Here is an 18,896-nt window from a genome sequence, read left to right on the forward strand (position 1 = left end):
CCTTGTCATGCATGACAGCGGATGTCGGTGCGCAGATGCGCAAAGGCGTGGTCGAGTACTGCGTGCTGGGCCTGCTCGCACGTGAGCCGATGTACGGCTGGCAGCTCGCCGACGCGCTCACCCGGGCCGGGCTCATCGCCAGCATCGGCACGCTCTATCCGCTGCTCGCCCGGCTGCGCGACAACGGATGGGTCAGCACGTTCGATCTGCCGTCGGACAGCGGACCGGTTCGCAAGTACTACCGGCTGACGGATGCCGGTACCGCCCAGCTCGCACAGTTCCGCGCGCAGTGGGCGCCGTTCGCCCGGGCCGTCACCGGGCTCATCGGAGAGGGATGACCATGACTCAGTCCGAAGCCATGCGACTGTGCGAGGAGTTCCTCGCCCGTCTGGACGAGGCGATGCGCGGAGTGCCCTACGGCGTCGCGAACGACATCCGCCGCGGCATCCTGGAAGAGCTCGACGGGCTGGATGCGGATGCGACTGCCGACCGCATCGCATCGCTCGGCGACCCGGCGCTGATCGCTAGGGAAGCACAGGCCGAAGGCCTGGATAGGCACACTCCGGTCGCTGTGGCAGCGCCTCGGACGCCGATGACCCAGAGTCGCGGCTTCGCAATCATCGCTGCGCTGATGCTCGGATTCGGCGGCTTCCTCGTTCCGGTCGTGGGCTGGGTGATCGGCGCCGTGCTGGTGTGTCTGAGCCCACTGTGGAGACGAGGCGAGAAGATCATCGCTTTTGCCGCGCCGTTCTTCGTCGCGGGTGTCTCCATCCTGATCATCTCCCTGCTGTCGGGGTTCGGGTCGGGCTTCGGGGCCGGATCCAGCAGCGGCTCCTCAGGCGCTTTCGACGCGCCCGCGGCCGTCAACCCGCTGGTCCCGACCGCGTACGACCTGTGGAACAGCGGATTCCTCTTCGCATTTCTCCTCCTCCCGGCATCCGCTCTCTGGCTGCTCTGGCGTCTTCGCGGGCGCGGCGAGCGCTGAACCCGCGCGACCGCGTTCCACCTGCAGGACCGATGCACAGATGTCGGACGAAAAGCCGGAGAATCGTCCGACATCTGCTACTTCGTCCGACATCTGCAACGTCGTCCTTCGGGACGGTCCCGCGAAGTCGATCGGTTCGGTCAGAACCGGCGTGCTGGAATCAGTGGCGGGGGAACTGCGCCTTACCCTGAGGGCATGGCACAGGTGGCGGGTCGCAATCTCGCGGTGAGCTGGGTGGCCGGCGTCCTGTGCGCCACCGTGATCGGCGGGCTGCTCTGGTTCGCCCTTCCGATCGTGCCCGCGCTCGTGGAGTTCGTCGGAGCGGCTCTCCGCGACTTCTTCCCGTGACCGGTGGCTCCGAGCCGCAGTCCGTGATCGGGTTCCCGGGTCGGATGCCGCGGAAACACGCCGATTCCCGACACGTCGGCACGCCTCCGTGCGGGTGTCCGTCGGCGGCGATATCCTCGCACTGCACACTTCCCATGAGAGGCGCACCCCATGAGTGACCCCGACGTTCCCAAGGACGAGAAGCCGAACGACGTGAACGACGTCGTCGACAGCGCGAACGCCGGTCTCGCTGAGGCCGAGGCGGCCCGCGCCGACGTGCCCGACGCCCCTGCCGACACCGCTCCCGACGCGCGCGTCGATCCCGACCTCGCCGCGTTCGAAGAGGCAGAGCGCGACCACCCCGGCACGTTCTCCGCCGCTCAGGCTGCGGAAGCCGCCGCCGCATCCCGCGCCGATGCCGAGACCTCGGTCGTCGCTGACGCCACGGCGTCCGAGACCCGGGTGTTCCCTGCTGCACACGTCCACGAGGAGTCGGCGATGGCCGACGCCGCCTACACGGCGCCCCTCAAGGACGCGGAGACGCGGGTGGTCCCCTCGGAGCCGGTGCTCTCCCCGGTCCTGCAGCAGCCGATCTTCGTCCAGGCTCCGGAGCCGCCGCGCGAGCTCGGCAACCGCGGCACTGCGGCAGGAATCGGGCTGCTGGCGACGCTCAGCTTCGCGATCCTCTACCTCGGCGCCTCGCTCGGGCTCGGCGCACTCGCCGGTGACGTCACGGGCGAGAACATCGGCGAGGCGGCCCTTGCGCCGCTGACGACGTGGGGCTTCTGGGTTCCGGTCGCCGTCTTCTTCCTCGGCTTCTGGCTGCTCGGCGCGATCATCAACCGCGGACGCTGGGGAATGTGGGTGGTCCTCGGCATCCTCGTCGGTCTCATCGCCTACGCCGGGCACATCCTGGGCCAGCTGTTCGAGGCGCCGTTCTGGACCCTCACCGCCGCGCAGGGCAACGAGCTCGTCGGCGAGCAGTTGCTCGCCCCTCTCGCGATCGCGGCCTTCGTGTTCGCGCGGGAGCTCACCATCTGGTTCGGCGCCTGGGTCGCCCGCAGCGGCGCCCGCAAGACCGAGCTCAACGCCGAGGCGCAGCGCGAGTACGAGCGCACCCTCGAAGCCGGACCCACGCTGTCGAGGTAGTCTCACGAACACCATCACGCCGAACCCCCGCGGACCTGACTCCGCGGGGGTTTCGGCTGTCCTGGCGCTGACCCTGGCGGCTGTGAGCTTCTTCGCGCTGACGGTCTTCGGTCTCGGGGCGATGAGCGTGGCCACCGACAGTGACGTCATCGCGGTCCCCGGTCTCGGGCAGTCGCCGGGGATCGTCGGGATGCTCGCCGCCATCGCCGCGTTCGTGACGACACTCCGCGGCAGTCTGAGGCGGCAGCATCCGTCCTTCCTCTCCGCGCCGGTGACGGCGCTGGTGACCGCGCTGGTGCACCTGATGGGCGTGTGGTTCGCAGTGCTGGTGTCCACCGGCGACCTGGTGATCGCCACAGCCGTCACCGGCGGTCTGGTGCAAGGCGGACCGAGCCTGGTGATCCTGGTCGCCGCGGCGGTCGCGGCCTGGGGCGGTATCGCCCTGCGTCGTACTCGCGCGGAGCATCCCCGCTGGCCGTGGGAGCGCGACGAAGACGAGTGATGTCTGCCGCAGGTCGTGTCGGTACACCGCGCCGCGGCGCGATGCGGGAAATCAGGATGCCGGGGCCCCGCGCGCCGTACCCTGGAGACGTGGAGCGCTCATTGGAGACGCAGGTGGACCAGGCCGTCGAGGCCTGGTTGCGCTGGGTGCCGCGCTGGGAGCCGGCGACCCACCGCGGCCGCGTCGCGCCCTGCCGCCGCTGTCTCGGCTCGCCCATCCTGTCTGCGGCCGGGATCGGCGGGAACGTTCCGCACGGAGTTCAGCACGGGCTCTCCACGCGCATCAAGACCATCGTCGACCACGCGGTCGCCGATTACACGGCGCGCAACCTCCCGATGCTGCAGCACGAACTCGACCAGCAGGCGGAGCGCAACCGGGCCCGCAGCTACCGCCCGGCCGAAGACCTCGCTCCCGAGTTCGACGGGCTGCCGCTCGACCCCGATCCGGTACCGGGGGCGCCGTTCCTGTTCACGATCGCCGGAATGGCGGACGAGGCCGCGGATGAACTGCCGCCCCTGCCGCCGTTGAGCGACGAGGCCAAGGCCGCGCTCCGGCAGGAGGTCGCCCTCGCCGACGAGTACGCGAACATGGTGGGGCGCGAGATCTGCGGCATCCTGCTGCGGCACCGGCTGTACATCCAGGCAGCGGTCTCGCAGCACGTAGAACCGCAGATCGAGGCGCTGCTGGCCGAGCTCACCGAGTCGCTCGACTCGCCGTTCGACCCGGATCTCCCGTAGCGCCGATCGCCCGCTTCGCCCGAAGCCGTGCATCGGCTGTGAGATGCGGTTTCGGCTTGGCGGCACGCGACGCCCATCACTATCGTTTTTCGATAGATATACGTCGATCGTCGATAGGGACATCATGCAACCGCGCGTCACCTTCCTGCTCAAGGCTCTCATCGCCGTGATGCTGCTCCTGCTCCTGACCAGCCAGATCGTCGTGATCCCCGAAGTGGCGCGGATCACCGCGCTGCGCAATCCCGACGTCGCCCACCTGGAAGTGCCCGGCATCATCGGGGCGGCCGTGTTCCTGCTGCTGGTCGAAGTCACCCTCGTCTGCGTCTGGCGGTTGCTCTCACTCGTGCGGGCTGAACGGATCTTCAGCCCTGACGCGTTCCGCTTCGTCGACGTGATCCTCGCTGCCCTCATCACCGCCGGCGTGCTCATCACCGCCTCATACGTCGTGATCGTCGCGAACCGCGCCGTGTCTCTCCAGCTCACCCTGCTCGCCGTTCTCGGCATCGTCGTGAGCGCCGCGCTCGCTCTTCTGGTCGTCGTGCTGCGGGGGCTCCTGCGCAAGGCGCTCGAATTGGAGCAGGACCTGGCCGAGGTCGTCTGATGCCCATCGTCATCGACATCGACGTCCAGCTCGCGCGCCGGAAGATGAGCGTGCAGGAGTTCGCCGACGCCATCGGCATCACCCCCGCCAACGTCGCCGTGCTCAAGAACGGGCGTGCGAAAGCGGTGCGCTTCACGACGCTCGAGGCGATCTGCCGGGTGCTGGAGTGCCAGCCCGGCGACATCCTGCGCTGGGTTCCCGGCGACGAAGCGGACGGGGAAGCGCGATGACGACGATGTCCGTGCCGGCGGCGACCGGCTGGGGAGAGAGCATCGCGCGGCGGCTGCTCGATGACCAGGCCTGCCCGGTGTGCGTGCAGGGACGGCTGGCAGGGGGATGCTGCGCCCGATGCGGCGCGGATCTGACGGGTCCGATCGGGGCCGAGCTGTGGAGCGCGTCCGTCGTCGCCGCCGCGCAGATCCGCTCACGGGAAGCGGTTCTGCACCGCGTGCCGCGCGTGCCGCTGCGGACTTCACCCGCGACGCCCGCCGTCCCGGGATCCGAGATGCAGCCGGCATCGGTGCTCCCTGCTCCTCCTGCTGCTGCACCCCCGCGCAACAGTGCGACGCTGCAGTCGGTGCTGGCAACGGCCGGCGCCGGCCTCTTCGCCGTGGCGGCGATCGTCTTCACCTACTTCAACCCGGACCTCGCCGATCGTGCGACGCGCGGCGTGATCACGGGCCTCATCACCCTGCTGTTCCTCGGGGGAGCCTGGCTGCTGGCGCGGCGCCGGCTGCAGTTCTCCGCCGAGGCGGTGGGCGGGCTCGGCCTGGTCTTCGCCGGCCTCGACGTGCACGCCGTCACTCAACTCGCTGCGCCCGGTGTGAACGCGTGGCTCACCGCGGCCCTCACCACGGCGGCGGTGGCCGGGGTGATGCTGGCGGCCGCGCTCCGATCCGGCATCCGGATCTGGCTGTGGGCGGCGCTGGTCGCGCTGGCGATCACCCCCGCGATGCTCGGGTACGCCGCCGACGTACCGCTCATCACCGCGCTCGGCCACCTGGGAGTCGCCTTCGGAGCCGCCGGGCTCATCGAGGTGCTCCCGCGGCTTGCTGTGCGGTTCCCGCGAGCCGGCGCCGGGGAAGCGGCGGATGCCGACGCGGATGCCGGTGCAGATGCGGATGTCGATGCCGAGGGCGTGACTGCGGCCGTCGCGGATGTTGCCGATGTGCGGGGAAGTGACGCCGCCCCTCGCGTTCCGCTCGCAGCCGAGCGCACGACGCTGGTCTTCGTGCAACTCCTGGCGGTGCTCAGCGCGCTGGTGCTGGTGCTCCGCGTCCCCTCCGTCGAGCCCGCCATCTTCGCCTTCTCAGTCAGCGGGGTGCTCGCCCTCATCGCCGTGCATGCGCTCCTGGCATCACGGCACCTGCTGACGTGGCTGTGGAGCTTCGCGGCCGGAGCGACGGCTGTGACCGCCGTGACCGTCGGGGCGTACGGCGCGAGCCTGCCGGCCGACGCGGACGGCAGCTGGTTCATCGCGATCGTCTCCGTGGCCGCGGCCGGAGCTCTGGTGCTTGTCGGAGGCCTGCTTCCCCTGCCGAAAGCGACCCGGCGCGGCTTCGTCGTCGGCGGCGCGCTCAGCGTGCTGGCAGCGATCAGCGTCGTCCCGCTTCAGCTCTCGCTGCTCACCGGTGCGGGCACCGTGTACGAGTTCATTCGTTTCGACGGGGGAGATGCGACAGGAACCGTGCTCGACGAGTGGGCCTGGGCGCCGCTGATCGGACTGACTGCGATCTCCGCCGGACTCGCGCTGTTCGGAGTTGTCGCGCGCCGGCGCCCCGAGATCCGCCGCTTCGTCAGGGCGACCGACACCGCAGCTGTCAGCGTCGGCGTGGTCGTCATCCTGACGCTCGGGTGCCTGCGAGGCGTGCCGCTGCCGGCGTCCGTCGCAGTGCTCGCGGGATTCGCGGTGGCCCTCGGTCTCGCGTTCCGTATGGTTCCTTCGCTGGCGGCATCGCGTGCGGGACTGCGCCTTCCGCTTCTCGTCGGCGCTCACCTCGCGATCGTGGCCTCGGTCATGGTCGCGTGGCGCGACCCCGCCGTCGTGCCGCTCGCCGGAGTCGCGAGCATCATCGGGCTCACCGCCATCGGTGCCGCGTCGGCTCGAGGCCTCCGCTTCCTCCACGTCGGAGGGGGATTCGCCTATGCGCTCATCATCACCTCGACCGCGCTCGCGCAGGCCGGCGTCGGCGGAATCGCGCTCCTCTGCCTCACCGCATCCGGAGGTCTCGCCGTCGCGATCGTCGCGACCTACCTGCCCCGCATCGGCGCCCGCGCCTGGCAGGCGGTGCTGGTCGTCGCGGTGGTGCCGTTCGGCATGGGCGTCGTGCAGGTCGTCTTCGAACGCAGTGGATGGACCGCGCTGTCGACGGGGCTGATGTTCGTCCTCGCGGCCTCGCTGCTGCTCACTCGGCGCCCCGGGCTCACGGCGGCCGTGCGCACCGCCGCCTCGGCGATGTTGGTCCCCACGCTGGCAGTCGTGATCGTCTGCCTCGGCGCGCAGCTCCTCGCCGCCAGTGCCTCTCCCGTGACGCTTCCGATCATCGCCGTGCTGGTCGCACTCGTGCTGCCCTCGACCACTCTGATCCGTGATGCGCTCGCGACGCACGGCATCGGCCGCCAGGCGTCGGATGCTGCTCGCATCGCAATCGAGGCATCCGCGCTCCTGACCGGTTCGATCGCGGTCGGCCTCGCCCTGGTGCGAGAAGCCGCAGGGCTGGGGACCTCCTTCCTGGTGCTGCTGATCCTCGGCGTCGGCGCGATCGCCAGTGCGCTGTTCACCGGTCGTCGCTACGCCTGGTGGGTCGGGTCGGCCTCCTTCACCGGCGCGCTCTGGTGCGTCTGGGGCCTGATCGGCGTCGATCTTCTCGAGGCCTACCTGCTCCCGCCGGCGCTCGGCGCGGCCGTAGTGGCCGTCGTGCTCACTGCCCGCGGCCGACGGGCGACGGGGCTGTACGCCGCCGGCATGGGCGTCGCGATCACGCCGCTGCTGGCCGCGCTCGTCCTCGCCGGTACAGGAGACGACACCGTCCCCTGGCGGGCTGCCGGACTGCTCGCCGCGGCCTGGTCGCTGCTCGCACTCGCTGCGCTCCTCGGGCGTGCGTCCACGGGGACCACGCGGCTCCGGCGTCTCCGGGCGCTCCGCACGCCGACCTTCGGAGCGGCCGGTCTCGCCGGTGTCGCCGGGTCCATTCTGGGCGTCAGGATCGGATGGAGCGGCGATGTCGCCGATCTGCACGGTGCGGCGCTGTTCCTCGCGTGCCTGGGCGTCAGTGCGGTCGGCGCTCTCGCTCTCGCCGCGGCAGGGCGCGGCATCCGGTCCGCAGCTCCGGAGCGCTCTCGCCGACGGACCACGCGATGGCTGCAGGCTCCTGCGGCTCTGGCCCTCGCCGCGGGAACCTGGTGCTCGATCGAGCGCGATTGGCTCTCGATCTGGGCGATGTGGGCGCTGATGATCGCGTACCTGATCGCCGTCGTCATCGCCGCGCGGGCCGAACGCACCACGATGCCGCCTGTCTGGTTCCTGTTCGCCCTCGCGTTCACGACGGCGATCGTCGCGTGGAGCCCGCGTGATCTCCGCGTCGAGTGGTTCTCGCTTCCCCTGGGTGCGTTCCTGCTGCTCGCGGGCATGCACGGGATGCGTGGCACGCGAGCGGATGCCGAGACGCGCGCGGCTGACGGATCGCAGGCCGCGGCTGTGGGGGAGCGCCCGACGCTGAACAGCTGGCCGGGGCGCTGGACCGGGTCGTGGGCCCTCCTCGCACCCGGGATCGTGACGATGATGATCGCCTCCATCGTGTCGACGTTCACCGACCCGCTCACGTGGCGGGCGATCCTGGTGATGGTGCTCGCGCTCGCCGCGATCCTCGTCGGCTCGGGCCGACGGCTGGCTGCGCCGTTCCTGATCGGGCTGATCGTGCTGCCGATCGAGAACGTGTTCGTGTTCTCGGTGCAGATCGGTCGTGGCATCGAGTCGATGCCGTGGTGGATCACGCTCGCCGTCATCGGCGCCGTCCTGCTCATCATCGCCGTGACCGCGGAGCGACGAACCGGAACGGAGAGCTCGATGGCGGCGCGGATCAGGGATCTGCGCTGAGGATCAGCCCTGGCGGGTGAGAGTGCCGATCTCCGTGCCGTCCTTCGAGAACACGATGAGGGAGTCCTCTGAGAGGGACGCTGTGTGCGCCCCGAAGAGCCAGGCATCCACCCCGATGCACGCCTTGCGGGTAGCGAGGCCGGGCTCCAGCACGATCGTCTCATCGGTCTGCGAGTAGCTGCCGGCAAGTCCGTTGCACCCGTCGCTGCCGGTGTAGGTGCCATCTTCCTGGAACGTGAGGTGGGGTTCGCCCTTCTCAGCGCTGCTCCATGTGCCGATCACGATGTCTCCTTCCGCTTCGCCTGGGCCGGTCGTTCCTGTCGCGCATCCACTCAGTGCGAGCACGAGAGCGAGCACCGCGGTCGGCAGGACGAATGCATGTCGCCTGTGCATCATGTGCTCCTTGTCATAGGCGCGCTAACCCGGGCCGCATCATCGCGAACCTTCGGACACCGGGTGTTTCCCTTCCGGATACCGCACGTTCCGCTTGTGACGACGATTTTCTCAATTCGGTGTTCCTAACCTACTCGCTTCCGCTAGGTTGGCTGAGGTTGTGTGTTTTCGGGGACGTGCGCGGGGGGACTTGCCACTGACCGAGCAGATCAGTAAATGACAAGGAGCACAGTGAAGAATTCAGGAAAGAAGATGTTGCGGCTGTCCGCGTTCGGCGCCGCCGCCGCGCTCGCCGCCGGAGGACTGTTCGCCCAGTCCGCCATGGGCGTGACGACGCAGAACGCGCCGGTCGAGGGTGACGGGTACGACTCGTTCGCGCTCGGACTCCTCCAGAGCGACGACGCACTCGTGTCGGTCGGTCAGGCCGACGGCCAGATCATCGTGACCCACGATGACGTGATCTCCGCCGAGACGCAGGCCGCGATCGACGCTTACGGCAACGTCGTGCTGGAAAAGGGCGACGAGATCATCGCCATGGACCAGAACCAGATCGTCGGCGGCGCAGGCTACCTCAACGATGACGCGAGTGGTGTCTGCTCGTTCGGTTTCACTGCGTGGACCAACACCGGTTCTCCGGCCATCCTCACGGCCGGTCATTGCGGCGTTGCGGGTGACACGGTCTGGCGCACCACGCCGGCCGACGACAACGCTCCGGACAAGCCGACCACCCCTCCCGGCCCGGCAACCCCGAGCGCGCTCGACGCCGCCCCCGTCGGAACGTTTGACTTCTCGATCTACGGGGGCCCCAACAACGACCCCGCCGCAACGGACATCGCCGGAATCTCGGTCGCGAACGCGGCTCTCGAGAACATCCCCGCCGTCACCGACTGGACGTCGTACGCGAGCGGTGACCTCGCCGCCAGCTCGACGGCCGTCACGGCCGTCGGTTCTCCTGCGGTCGGCCAGACCATCTCCAAGAGCGGTCGCACGACCGGCCTGACAACCAGCACCGTCGAAGAGATCGGCGTCTGGGCTTCCGTCTCCGGCCAGTTCGTGTACGGATTCCTCAGCACCGGCAACCCGGGAACCGTCTTCGGGGGTGACTCCGGTGGTGCTGTCTTCTCCGGCAACACCGCTCTCGGCGTCGTCTCAGGCGGCAACGACGCGGGCACCGTGCTCTTCTCCACCGACCTCGTGAATGCGCTCCAGCAGACCCCCGGCTACACGGTCATGCTCGACCTGGCCGAGCCCGTCGTCAGCGCGCCGGCGAACGGCGCGACCGTCGCACCGGGCGCAGCGATCTCCGGCACGGCTCAGGCGAACGCGACCCTCGAGGTCGTCCAGAACGGCACCACCGTCGAGATCGCGGTCGGAGGCGATGGCCGCTGGTCCTACGCAGCCCCCGCGGCCGAGGGCGACTACACCGTCGCGCTGAAGTCCGTCCAGGGCTTCAACGAGTCCGAGACCGTGAACCATGCCTTCACCGTCGCGATCCCGCCGATCGTCGCACCGGTCATCGGGTCGCCGGCCAACGGCGCCACCGCGACCGCCCCGGTCACCGCGATCACCGGCACCGGCGTCGCCGGCGCGACCGTCACCCTCGGCGGCGACGCCTCGGGCACGACGACCGTCGGAACCGACGGCAACTGGAGCATCACTGTCGACCTGGGTGTGGGTGAGTACACCGTGACGGCGATCCAGTCGAAGAGCGGCAAGACCTCGCCCGCGGCTTCCGTCGACTTCACGGTCGCCCCTGCCGCACCGGTCATCTCGAGCCCGGTGAACGGCACGCTGCCGGTCTCCAAGGCTCCGACCGCCGTGTCCGGAACCGGTATCGACGGCGCCGAGGTCACTCTGACCGTCGACGGCGTCGAGGTCGGAACCGCCACGGTCAAGGGCGGCGTCTGGACGATCGACCTTCCCGCCGCGCTCAAGCTCGGTGCACACAAGATCGAGGCCGTCCAGGTCGTCGATGGCGTGTCCAGTGCCGTGACGACCGTCGACGTGACGATCCTCGCCGACACCGTCGTTCCCACGCCTCCCCCCGGTAACGGCGGCGGCAACGGCGGCGGCTCGGGCGATGGCAGTGGCAACCTGCCCGCCACCGGTATGGACACCGGAGCGGCGCTCACCGGTGCCCTGCTCGGCTTCGGTGCCATCGCGGCCGCCGGTGCGCTGATGATCTTCGCCCGCATGCGCGCGAAGACCGCAGCGATCCGGTCCGCGGAGTAATCCCCGGCAGATCCAGTGAGGAAGGCGTCTCCCGCGAGGGAGGCGCCTTCCTTCTGCTGCGCCGGATGCTCAAGGCCCACCGGGGTGCGCAGCATCCGCCCATTTGACCGGCAGGTTACGCACCATTACACTTGGGAAAGTGTGTGCACGTCTTGACGTGTGCGCGCTGGGCGTCGGCACCTTGCCGGTCCGCCTCCACGGCATACCCACCACACCAAAAGCCCGCCGATTCCGGCGTGCCGGTGGGGCATGATGTGAAATCCATCACGCTGTCACCGTGCAGCACTATGAGGAGAGAACGTGCCAACCATTCAGCAGTTGGTTCGCAAGGGTCGCTCGCCGAAGGTCACCAAGACCAAGACGCCCGCCCTGAAGTCGAACCCGCAGCAGGCCGGGGTATGCACCCGCGTCTACACCACCACCCCGAAGAAGCCGAACTCGGCGATGCGCAAGGTCGCCCGCGTGAAGCTGCGCAACGGCGCCGAGGTCACCGCTTACATCCCCGGCGAGGGACACAACCTGCAGGAGCACTCCCTGGTGCTCGTCCGCGGCGGTCGTGTCAAGGACCTCCCGGGTGTGCGTTACAAGATCGTCCGTGGCGCCCTGGACACCCAGGCCGTCAAGAACCGTAAGCAGGCTCGTTCCCGCTACGGCGCGAAGAAGGGTTGAGTTAGATGCCTCGTAAGGGTCCCGCCCCTAAGCGCCCCGTCGTCAACGACCCGGTATACGGCGCTCCGATCGTCACCTCGCTGGTGAACAAGATCCTCGTCGACGGCAAGAAGTCGCTGGCCGAGTCGATCGTCTACGGCGCCCTCCGCGGCGTCGAGGCGAAGAACGGCGGCCAGGACGCCGTCGCCACGCTCAAGAAGGCGCTCGACAACGTGCGCCCGACCCTCGAGGTCCGCAGCCGCCGCGTCGGCGGCTCGACCTACCAGGTGCCGATCGAGGTCAAGCCGCACCGTGCGAACACCCTCGCACTGCGCTGGCTCGTCAGCTACGCCAAGGGCCGTCGTGAGAAGACGATGACCGAGCGTCTGCAGAACGAGATCCTCGATGCCTCGAACGGCCTCGGTGCCGCGGTCAAGCGTCGTGAGGACACTCACAAGATGGCCGAGTCGAACCGCGCGTTCGCTCACTACCGCTGGTAAACCTCCCTTCGGCGGGCTCGGCGGCGCCTCTGCGGCGCCGAGCCCACCGAACACCCCACTCTTCGCAGTACGACTGCTCACCAAGATAAGGACACTCCTGTGGCACAAGAGGTGCTCACCGACCTGAGTAAGGTCCGCAACATCGGCATCATGGCTCACATCGATGCCGGCAAGACCACGACCACCGAGCGCATCCTGTTCTACACGGGTGTCAACCACAAGCTCGGCGAGACGCACGACGGCGCCTCGACCACCGACTGGATGGAGCAGGAGAAGGAGCGCGGCATCACGATCACGTCTGCCGCCGTGACCTGCTACTGGGACAAGAACCAGATCAACATCATCGACACCCCCGGTCACGTGGACTTCACCGTCGAGGTGGAGCGCTCGCTCCGCGTCCTCGACGGCGCGGTCGCCGTCTTCGACGGCAAGGAGGGCGTCGAGCCCCAGTCCGAGACCGTCTGGCGTCAGGCCGACAAGTACAACGTCCCGCGCATCTGCTTCGTCAACAAGATGGACAAGCTCGGCGCCGACTTCTACTTCACGGTCGACACGATCATCAACCGCCTCGGCGCGAAGCCGCTCGTCATCCAGCTGCCCATCGGCGCTGAGAACGACTTCGTCGGCGTCATCGACCTCGTCGAGATGCGCGCACTCGTCTGGGCCGGTGACTCCAAGGGTGACGTCACCATGGGCGCCTCCTACGAGATCCAGGAGATCCCCGAGGACCTCAAGGAGAAGGCGGCCGACTACCGGCAGCAGCTCCTCGAGACCGTCGCCGAGACCGACGACGTCCTGCTCGAGAAGTTCTTCGGAGGCGAAGAGCTCACCGTCGCCGAGATCAAGGGCGCGATCCGCAAGCTGACGGTCGCATCCGAGATCTACCCGGTCCTGTGCGGCTCGGCCTTCAAGAACCGCGGCGTCCAGCCGATGCTCGACGCGGTCGTCGACTACCTGCCGAACCCGCTCGACGTGGGTTCCATCCAGGCGCACGACCCCAAGGACTACGACACGATCATCGAGCGCCACCCCGACGCGAACGACCCGTTCGCAGCGCTGGCGTTCAAGGTCGCCGTGCACCCGTTCTTCGGTCGCCTGACCTATGTGCGCGTCTACTCGGGCCACCTCGACTCCGGCTCCGCGGTCATCAACTCGACCAAGGGCAAGAAGGAGCGCATCGGGAAGATCTTCCAGATGCACGCCAACAAGGAGATCCCGGTTCCCTCGGTCACCGCGGGCAACATCTATGCGGTCATCGGCCTGAAGGACACCACCACCGGTGACACCCTGACCGACCCGGCAGCGCCCGTCGTCCTCGAGTCGATGACGTTCCCGGAGCCCGTGATCGAGGTCGCGATCGAGCCGAAGACGAAGGCCGACCAGGAGAAGCTGGGTGTCGCCATCCAGAAGCTCGCTGAAGAGGACCCGACTTTCCGCACCGAACTCAACCCCGAGACCGGTCAGACGACCATCAAGGGCATGGGCGAGCTGCACCTCGACATCCTCGTGGATCGCATGAAGCGCGAGTTCAACGTCGAGGCCAACGTCGGCAAGCCCCAGGTCGCGTACCGCGAGACGATCCGCAAGGCCGTCGAGAAGCACGACTACACGCACAAGAAGCAGACCGGTGGATCGGGTCAGTTCGCGAAGATCCAGTTCAACATCGAGCCTCTCGATCTGGATGCCGACAAGACGTACGAGTTCGTGAACGCCGTCACCGGTGGTCGCATCCCTCGTGAGTACATCGGCTCGATCGATGCCGGCTTCCAGGACGCGATGAACGTCGGCGTGCTCGCCGGCTACCCGATCGTCGGCGTCAAGGCGACCATCGTCGATGGTGCGGCACACGATGTCGACTCCTCGGAGATGGCGTTCAAGATCGCCGGCTCCATGGGCTTCAAGGAAGCTCTTCGCCGCGCCAGCCCCGTGCTCCTCGAGCCGCTGATGGCCGTCGAGGTCCGCACTCCCGAGGAGTACATGGGCGACGTCATCGGCGACCTGAACTCGCGTCGTGGCCAGATCCAGTCGATGGAGGACGCCGCAGGCGTCAAGGTCGTCCGCGCACAGGTTCCGCTGTCCGAGATGTTCGGCTACATCGGCGACCTGCGCTCGAAGACCTCGGGTCGCGCCGTCTACTCGATGGAGTTCCACAGCTACGCTGAGGTGCCCCGCGCGGTGGCCGACGAGATCGTCCAGAAGACCAACGGCGAGTAACACTTCTGGGAGCCGGGTTCGCGCCCGGCTCCCAGGTCTCCTACAACTTCACATTCCCTCTCTACTAAACTGAGAATCAAACCCGTAGAGAACCGGTCACAATCCAGTGCCCGGCATCCTCTACACGAACGTCCTGAGGAGGACCCAGTGGCTAAGGCCAAGTTCGAGCGCACCAAGCCGCACGTCAACATCGGAACCATCGGTCACGTCGACCACGGCAAGACCACGCTCACTGCAGCGATCTCGAAGGTTCTTGCTGACAAGTTCCCGTCTGCGACCAACGTTCAGCGCGACTTCGCGTCGATCGACTCCGCTCCCGAAGAGCGTCAGCGCGGCATCACGATCAACATCTCGCACGTCGAGTACGAGACCCCGAAGCGTCACTACGCGCACGTCGACGCTCCTGGTCACGCCGACTACATCAAGAACATGATCACCGGTGCTGCTCAGATGGACGGCGCGATCCTCGTGGTCGCCGCCACCGACGGCCCGATGGCCCAGACCCGTGAGCACGTTCTGCTCGCCAAGCAGGTCGGCGTGCCGTACCTGCTCGTCGCGCTGAACAAGAGCGACATGGTCGACGACGAGGAGATCCTGGAGCTCGTCGAGCTCGAGGTCTCCGAGTTGCTCGCATCGCAGGGCTTCGACGAGAACGCTCCTGTCGTCCGCGTCTCGGGCCTCAAGGCCCTCGAGGGCGACGAGAAGTGGGTCCAGTCGATCCTCGACCTCATGGACGCCGTCGACGCCAGCGTTCCGGACCCGATCCGCGACAAGGACAAGCCGTTCCTGATGCCGATCGAGGACGTCTTCACGATCACCGGTCGTGGCACGGTCGTCACGGGTCGCGCCGAGCGCGGCACCCTGGCCATCAACTCCGAGGTCGAGATCGTCGGCATCCGCAACACCCAGAAGACCACGGTCACGGGTATCGAGATGTTCCACAAGCAGCTCGACGAGGCATGGGCCGGCGAGAACTGCGGTCTCCTGCTCCGTGGCCTCAAGCGCGAGGATGTCGAGCGCGGCCAGGTCGTCGTCAAGCCGGGTTCGGTCACGCCGCACACCGACTTCGAGGGCACCGCGTACATCCTCTCCAAGGATGAGGGTGGGCGTCACAACCCGTTCTACACGAACTACCGCCCGCAGTTCTACTTCCGTACCACCGACGTCACCGGCGTCATCTCGCTGCCCGAGGGCACCGAGATGGTCATGCCCGGCGACACCACCGACATGACGGTCGCGCTGATCCAGCCGATCGCCATGGAGGAGGGCCTCGGCTTCGCCATCCGTGAGGGTGGACGCACCGTGGGCGCCGGTACGGTCACGAAGATCATCAAGTAAGCATCTGCTTCCTCGCAAAGGGGTCGGGCCTTCGGGTCCGGCCCCTTTGTCGTGCGTGTCGGGGGTTCCCTTCGGCGGTGTCCCCATGCACAATAAGGGAGGGCCGCCGGGTTCGGCGGAGCAGACATCTCATAGGGGGACACATGGGTATTCAGGAATCGTTCAACGGCGCCGTCGACAAGGGCAAGGACCTCTTCGAGCAGAACCGCGACAAGATCGAAGAGGTCGTCAAGAGCGAGCAGGCCGAGGACGTCAGTGACAAGGTCCTCGATGGTGTCGCCGATTTCGCGAAGAAGATCGCTCCGGGTGCGGCGGACAAGATCGACGAGATCCGCGACAACGCCGACAAGGCCGTCGGCACCGAGTAGCACTCGCGCCACGCACATCGAACGGCGGCTCATCCTCTCCGGGATGGGCCGCCGTTCTGCTGCATCCGGGACAATCGCGCCGCGGCACTCGCGCTGAGGTCGCGTTGCCCTCTATCATGAGGCTGATCGCCTGGGGTTCTTGCGGTCAGGGATAGTCGAAGGGGTTCGGCCATCCGTATACGCGCGGCTCGCCGCGCTCGATCTGGGGACGACGATTTGGGGATCATCGTACGACGCATGCGCGATCGGCGCCGCATCGTCCCCGTGCCCGCGCGGCTGTCCGCCGCGCCCTCGATCGGGGGTCTCGACGTCCCTTCGCGTCAGGATCCTCGCGTTCGATGTGTCCCCTCGCATCGGACGCTCCCCAGGCAGGGCGAGGCATGGGGATGCCTCGTCCTGCCGTGGTGAGACATCGGAATCGGTGCCGCGAGGACCTGTTCGAGCACTCGCTGCAGAAGTGCGACACGCCCGGGTTTGCGCAAGTGAAATCAGGCATGGCAGAATAGACAGGTTCGACATTTCGGCTGTGCCTCGCGTGCGCCGGATCACCATCATGGCAGTGCATAGGCGGCGTCCTCTCTCAGGAGACGGATGCAGGGATCTAGGCCGCGGGTGGCAGGACAACCCCGACACCTCCTCACGGAGGTTCTGCCGTGCGCGGCAGGGTCGGGATCCGCTTGTCGAGAGATCGGCGGGCTGACAGCAGAACAGTGGTGCAGCAGATCGACTCGCGAGAGCCGTTCCAGTGCCGAGGCGCGAACAGCGTCGACGTGCGTCCAATGCCCCAGGGTCACCCGGCCCAGGACGGTAAGACGCTTTATAGAGAGTGAACAGACAATGGCGGGACAGAAAATCCGCATTCGCCTGAAGTCGTATGACCACGAGGTCATCGACTCGTCGGCGCGCAAGATCGTCGACACCGTGACCCGTGCGGGCGCGACGGTCGTCGGCCCAGTGCCGCTTCCGACCGAGAAGAACGTCGTGTGCGTCATCCGGTCGCCGCACAAGTACAAGGACAGCCGTGAGCACTTCGAGATGCGCACCCACAAGCGTCTGATCGACATCGTCGACCCGACGCCCAAGGCCGTCGACTCGCTGATGCGTCTCGACCTGCCGGCTGACGTCAACATCGAGATCAAGCTCTGAGGATCGACATGGCTGACATCAACGCAAAGATTTCCAAGGGAATGCTGGGCACCAAGCTCGGCATGACCCAGGTGTGGAACGAGAGCGGCAAGCTCGTTCCCGTCACCGTCATCGAGCTTTCCCCGAACGTGGTCACTCAGCTGCGTACGCCCGAGAAGGACGGCTACAACGCCGTGCAGATCGCGTACGGCCAGATCGACCCGCGCAAGGTGAACAAGCCCCTCACCGCTCACTTCGAGGCTGCCGGCGTCACGCCGCGCCGCCACGTCACCGAGATCCGCACCGCGGACGCTGCTGACTACTCGCTTGGTCAGGAGCTCACGGTCGACGGTGTCTTCGAGGCCGGCCAGCTGGTCGACGTCGTGGGCACGAGCAAGGGCAAGGGCACCGCGGGTGTCATGAAGCGCCACAACTTCAAGGGCGTCTCGGCATCCCACGGTTCGCACCGCAACCACCGCAAGCCCGGCTCCATCGGCGCATCGTCGACTCCGAGCCGCGTCTTCAAGGGCATGCGCATGGCCGGCCGTATGGGTGGCGAGCGCGTGACCGTCCTCAACCTCACGGTGCACGCCATCGACATCGAGAAGGGACTCATGCTCGTCAAGGGCGCCGTCCCCGGTGCTCGTGGCCGCATCGTCTACGTCCGCAACGCTGTGAAGGGGGCCTAGTCCATGGCTGACTCGACTCTTGCGCTCGACGTCCTCAGCGCCAACGGCAAGAAGGCAGGCTCTGTCGAGCTGCCCGCAGCGCTCTTCGACGCCAAGACGAACATTCCGCTCATCCACCAGGTCGTCGTCGCGCAGCTCGCGGCGGCTCGCCAGGGAACCCACTCGACCAAGCGTCGCGGTGAGGTCTCCGGTGCCGGCCGCAAGCCCTTCAAGCAGAAGGGCACGGGTAACGCCCGTCAGGGCTCGATCCGCGCGCCGCACATGACCGGCGGTGGCGTCGTGCACGGTCCCAAGCCGCGCGACTACTCGCAGCGCACCCCCAAGAAGATGATCGCGGCCGCCCTGCTGGGCGCGCTGAGCGATCGCTTCCGCGGTGACCGCATCCACGTCATCGAGTCCTTCGGGATCGACGGCGCGCCTTCGACCAAGACCGCCGTGAGCTTCCTCACGAACGTCGTGTCGTCGAAGAACGTGCTCGTCGTGATCGAGCGCGACGACGACGTGACGCTGAAGAGCATCCGCAACCTGTCGAACCTGCACGTGCTGACGTTCGACCAGCTCAACGCCTACGACGTGCTCGTCTCCGACGACATCGTCTTCACCCAGGCCGCTCTCGAGGCGTTCATCGCTTCGAAGTCCGGTGCAACCAAGGAGGTCTCCGCATGAGCGAGCAGGCAACTGTCCTCCAGACGGCCCTGAACAAGGACCCGCGCGACATCATCCTGAAGCCGGTCGTGTCTGAGAAGAGCTACGGACTCATCGACGAGGGGAAGTACACCTTCCTCGTCGACCCGCGCGCTACGAAGACCGAGATCAAGCTCGCCATCGAGAAGATCTTCGGCGTCAAGGTCGCATCGGTCAACACGATCAACCGGGTCGGCAAGGCCCGCCGCACCCGCTTCGGCACCGGTAAGCGCAAGGACACCAAGCGCGCCATCGTGTCCCTGAAGTCGGGCACCATCGACATCTTCACGGCCGTCGGCTGACCGGGG

20 protein-coding genes are annotated in these 18,896 nt (G+C 67.5%); 19 read left to right on the plus strand and 1 reads right to left on the minus strand.

What is annotated here, in order from left to right; translation table 11 throughout:
- Positions 1-11 precede the first annotated feature (11 nt).
- The 9 genes from CUR96_RS02075 to CUR96_RS02110 all read left to right on the plus strand — a co-directional run bounded on the left by CUR96_RS02075 (position 12) and on the right by CUR96_RS02110 (position 8,397).
- Positions 12-338: a PadR family transcriptional regulator gene (locus tag CUR96_RS02075; protein WP_180968905.1), complete on the plus strand. Its 327-nt coding sequence runs from the start codon at positions 12-14 to the stop codon at positions 336-338.
- A 2-nt stretch (positions 339-340) separates the two neighbouring features.
- Positions 341-985, plus strand: coding sequence for an HAAS signaling domain-containing protein (locus CUR96_RS02080; protein WP_102191646.1), 645 nt, complete (start codon positions 341-343; stop codon positions 983-985).
- 195 nt (positions 986-1,180) lie between these two features.
- Complete coding sequence (locus tag CUR96_RS18550; protein ID WP_180968906.1) at positions 1,181-1,333, plus strand: hypothetical protein; 153 nt, start codon at positions 1,181-1,183, stop codon at positions 1,331-1,333.
- Between the two features lie 150 nt (positions 1,334-1,483).
- Positions 1,484-2,461 carry an ABC transporter gene (locus tag CUR96_RS02085; RefSeq protein WP_102191647.1) on the plus strand — a complete coding sequence of 326 codons (978 nt, stop codon included), beginning with the start codon at positions 1,484-1,486 and terminating at the stop codon, positions 2,459-2,461.
- An 82-nt stretch (positions 2,462-2,543) separates the two neighbouring features.
- Positions 2,544-2,963 (plus strand): hypothetical protein, encoded by a 420-nt coding sequence (locus CUR96_RS02090; RefSeq protein WP_245861056.1) that lies wholly within the window; start codon positions 2,544-2,546, stop codon positions 2,961-2,963.
- Positions 2,964-3,052: 89 nt separating this feature from the next.
- Positions 3,053-3,700 (plus strand): spermidine/putrescine ABC transporter substrate-binding protein, encoded by a 648-nt coding sequence (locus CUR96_RS02095; protein ID WP_180968907.1) that lies wholly within the window; start codon positions 3,053-3,055, stop codon positions 3,698-3,700.
- A 124-nt stretch (positions 3,701-3,824) separates the two neighbouring features.
- The gene (locus CUR96_RS02100; RefSeq protein WP_180968908.1) at positions 3,825-4,301 is read left to right on the plus strand and encodes a DUF2975 domain-containing protein; all 477 of its coding nucleotides are present in this window, start codon (positions 3,825-3,827) and stop codon (positions 4,299-4,301) included.
- Entirely contained in the window at positions 4,301-4,531 is a 231-nt protein-coding gene (locus CUR96_RS02105) for a helix-turn-helix domain-containing protein (RefSeq protein ID WP_102191649.1), read from the plus strand. The genes CUR96_RS02100 and CUR96_RS02105 overlap by 1 nt, the downstream gene beginning before the upstream one ends.
- The gene (locus CUR96_RS02110; RefSeq protein ID WP_102191650.1) at positions 4,528-8,397 is read left to right on the plus strand and encodes an SCO7613 C-terminal domain-containing membrane protein; all 3,870 of its coding nucleotides are present in this window, start codon (positions 4,528-4,530) and stop codon (positions 8,395-8,397) included. Before CUR96_RS02105 ends, CUR96_RS02110 begins: the two co-directional genes overlap by 4 nt.
- A gap of 3 nt (positions 8,398-8,400) precedes the next feature.
- On the opposite strand, the gene CUR96_RS02115 is transcribed toward CUR96_RS02110, so the two are convergent.
- Positions 8,401-8,790, minus strand: coding sequence for an META domain-containing protein (locus tag CUR96_RS02115; RefSeq protein WP_180968909.1), 390 nt, complete (start codon positions 8,788-8,790; stop codon positions 8,401-8,403).
- 231 nt (positions 8,791-9,021) lie between these two features.
- Between CUR96_RS02115 and CUR96_RS02120 the strand changes: the two genes are divergently transcribed.
- From CUR96_RS02120 to rplW, 10 genes are all read left to right on the plus strand, one after another.
- Positions 9,022-11,022, plus strand: a complete 2,001-nt coding sequence (locus CUR96_RS02120; RefSeq protein WP_146008111.1) for a S1 family peptidase — start codon at positions 9,022-9,024, stop codon at positions 11,020-11,022.
- Positions 11,023-11,322: 300 nt separating this feature from the next.
- Positions 11,323-11,691, plus strand: coding sequence for a 30S ribosomal protein S12 (gene rpsL, locus CUR96_RS02125; protein WP_046013400.1), 369 nt, complete (start codon positions 11,323-11,325; stop codon positions 11,689-11,691).
- A gap of 5 nt (positions 11,692-11,696) precedes the next feature.
- Positions 11,697-12,170 carry a 30S ribosomal protein S7 gene (gene rpsG, locus CUR96_RS02130; RefSeq protein ID WP_028502477.1) on the plus strand — a complete coding sequence of 158 codons (474 nt, stop codon included), beginning with the start codon at positions 11,697-11,699 and terminating at the stop codon, positions 12,168-12,170.
- 99 nt (positions 12,171-12,269) lie between these two features.
- Entirely contained in the window at positions 12,270-14,384 is a 2,115-nt protein-coding gene (gene fusA, locus CUR96_RS02135) for an elongation factor G (RefSeq protein WP_102191653.1), read from the plus strand.
- 147 nt (positions 14,385-14,531) lie between these two features.
- Entirely contained in the window at positions 14,532-15,722 is a 1,191-nt protein-coding gene (gene tuf / locus CUR96_RS02140) for an elongation factor Tu (RefSeq protein WP_102191654.1), read from the plus strand.
- A 143-nt stretch (positions 15,723-15,865) separates the two neighbouring features.
- Entirely contained in the window at positions 15,866-16,090 is a 225-nt protein-coding gene (locus CUR96_RS02145; RefSeq protein WP_102191655.1) for a hypothetical protein, read from the plus strand.
- A gap of 837 nt (positions 16,091-16,927) precedes the next feature.
- Positions 16,928-17,236 (plus strand): 30S ribosomal protein S10, encoded by a 309-nt coding sequence (gene rpsJ, locus CUR96_RS02150; protein WP_030147986.1) that lies wholly within the window; start codon positions 16,928-16,930, stop codon positions 17,234-17,236.
- A gap of 8 nt (positions 17,237-17,244) precedes the next feature.
- Positions 17,245-17,904 carry a 50S ribosomal protein L3 gene (rplC, locus tag CUR96_RS02155; RefSeq protein WP_102191656.1) on the plus strand — a complete coding sequence of 220 codons (660 nt, stop codon included), beginning with the start codon at positions 17,245-17,247 and terminating at the stop codon, positions 17,902-17,904.
- Between the two features lie 3 nt (positions 17,905-17,907).
- Positions 17,908-18,570, plus strand: coding sequence for a 50S ribosomal protein L4 (rplD, locus tag CUR96_RS02160; protein WP_102191657.1), 663 nt, complete (start codon positions 17,908-17,910; stop codon positions 18,568-18,570).
- Complete coding sequence (gene rplW / locus CUR96_RS02165) at positions 18,567-18,890, plus strand: 50S ribosomal protein L23 (protein WP_102191658.1); 324 nt, start codon at positions 18,567-18,569, stop codon at positions 18,888-18,890. The genes rplD and rplW overlap by 4 nt, the downstream gene beginning before the upstream one ends.
- The last annotated feature ends 6 nt before the right edge of the window (positions 18,891-18,896 follow it).

Origin of the sequence: Microbacterium aurantiacum, from assembly GCF_002872075.1 — a bacterium.
GTDB classification, from domain to species: domain Bacteria; phylum Actinomycetota; class Actinomycetes; order Actinomycetales; family Microbacteriaceae; genus Microbacterium; species Microbacterium aurantiacum_A.

Bases quoted from the DNA above. Each gene is read 5' to 3' on its own strand.
- CUR96_RS02075 (WP_180968905.1), top strand. From the start codon at position 12: ATGACAGCGGATGTCGGTGCGCAGATGCGCAAAGGCGTGGTCGAGTAC.
- CUR96_RS02100 (WP_180968908.1), top strand. From the start codon at position 3,825: ATGCAACCGCGCGTCACCTTCCTGCTCAAGGCTCTCATCGCCGTGATG.
- rplW (WP_102191658.1), top strand. From the start codon at position 18,567: ATGAGCGAGCAGGCAACTGTCCTCCAGACGGCCCTGAACAAGGACCCG.
- rplD (WP_102191657.1), top strand. From the start codon at position 17,908: ATGGCTGACTCGACTCTTGCGCTCGACGTCCTCAGCGCCAACGGCAAG.
- CUR96_RS02080 (WP_102191646.1), top strand. From the start codon at position 341: ATGACTCAGTCCGAAGCCATGCGACTGTGCGAGGAGTTCCTCGCCCGT.
- rpsJ (WP_030147986.1), top strand. From the start codon at position 16,928: ATGGCGGGACAGAAAATCCGCATTCGCCTGAAGTCGTATGACCACGAG.
- CUR96_RS18550 (WP_180968906.1), top strand. From the start codon at position 1,181: ATGGCACAGGTGGCGGGTCGCAATCTCGCGGTGAGCTGGGTGGCCGGC.
- CUR96_RS02085 (WP_102191647.1), top strand. From the start codon at position 1,484: ATGAGTGACCCCGACGTTCCCAAGGACGAGAAGCCGAACGACGTGAAC.
- CUR96_RS02110 (WP_102191650.1), top strand. From the start codon at position 4,528: ATGACGACGATGTCCGTGCCGGCGGCGACCGGCTGGGGAGAGAGCATC.
- CUR96_RS02145 (WP_102191655.1), top strand. From the start codon at position 15,866: ATGGGTATTCAGGAATCGTTCAACGGCGCCGTCGACAAGGGCAAGGAC.
- CUR96_RS02115 (WP_180968909.1), bottom strand. From the start codon at position 8,790: ATGCACAGGCGACATGCATTCGTCCTGCCGACCGCGGTGCTCGCTCTC.
- rplC (WP_102191656.1), top strand. From the start codon at position 17,245: ATGGCTGACATCAACGCAAAGATTTCCAAGGGAATGCTGGGCACCAAG.
- CUR96_RS02105 (WP_102191649.1), top strand. From the start codon at position 4,301: ATGCCCATCGTCATCGACATCGACGTCCAGCTCGCGCGCCGGAAGATG.
- rpsG (WP_028502477.1), top strand. From the start codon at position 11,697: ATGCCTCGTAAGGGTCCCGCCCCTAAGCGCCCCGTCGTCAACGACCCG.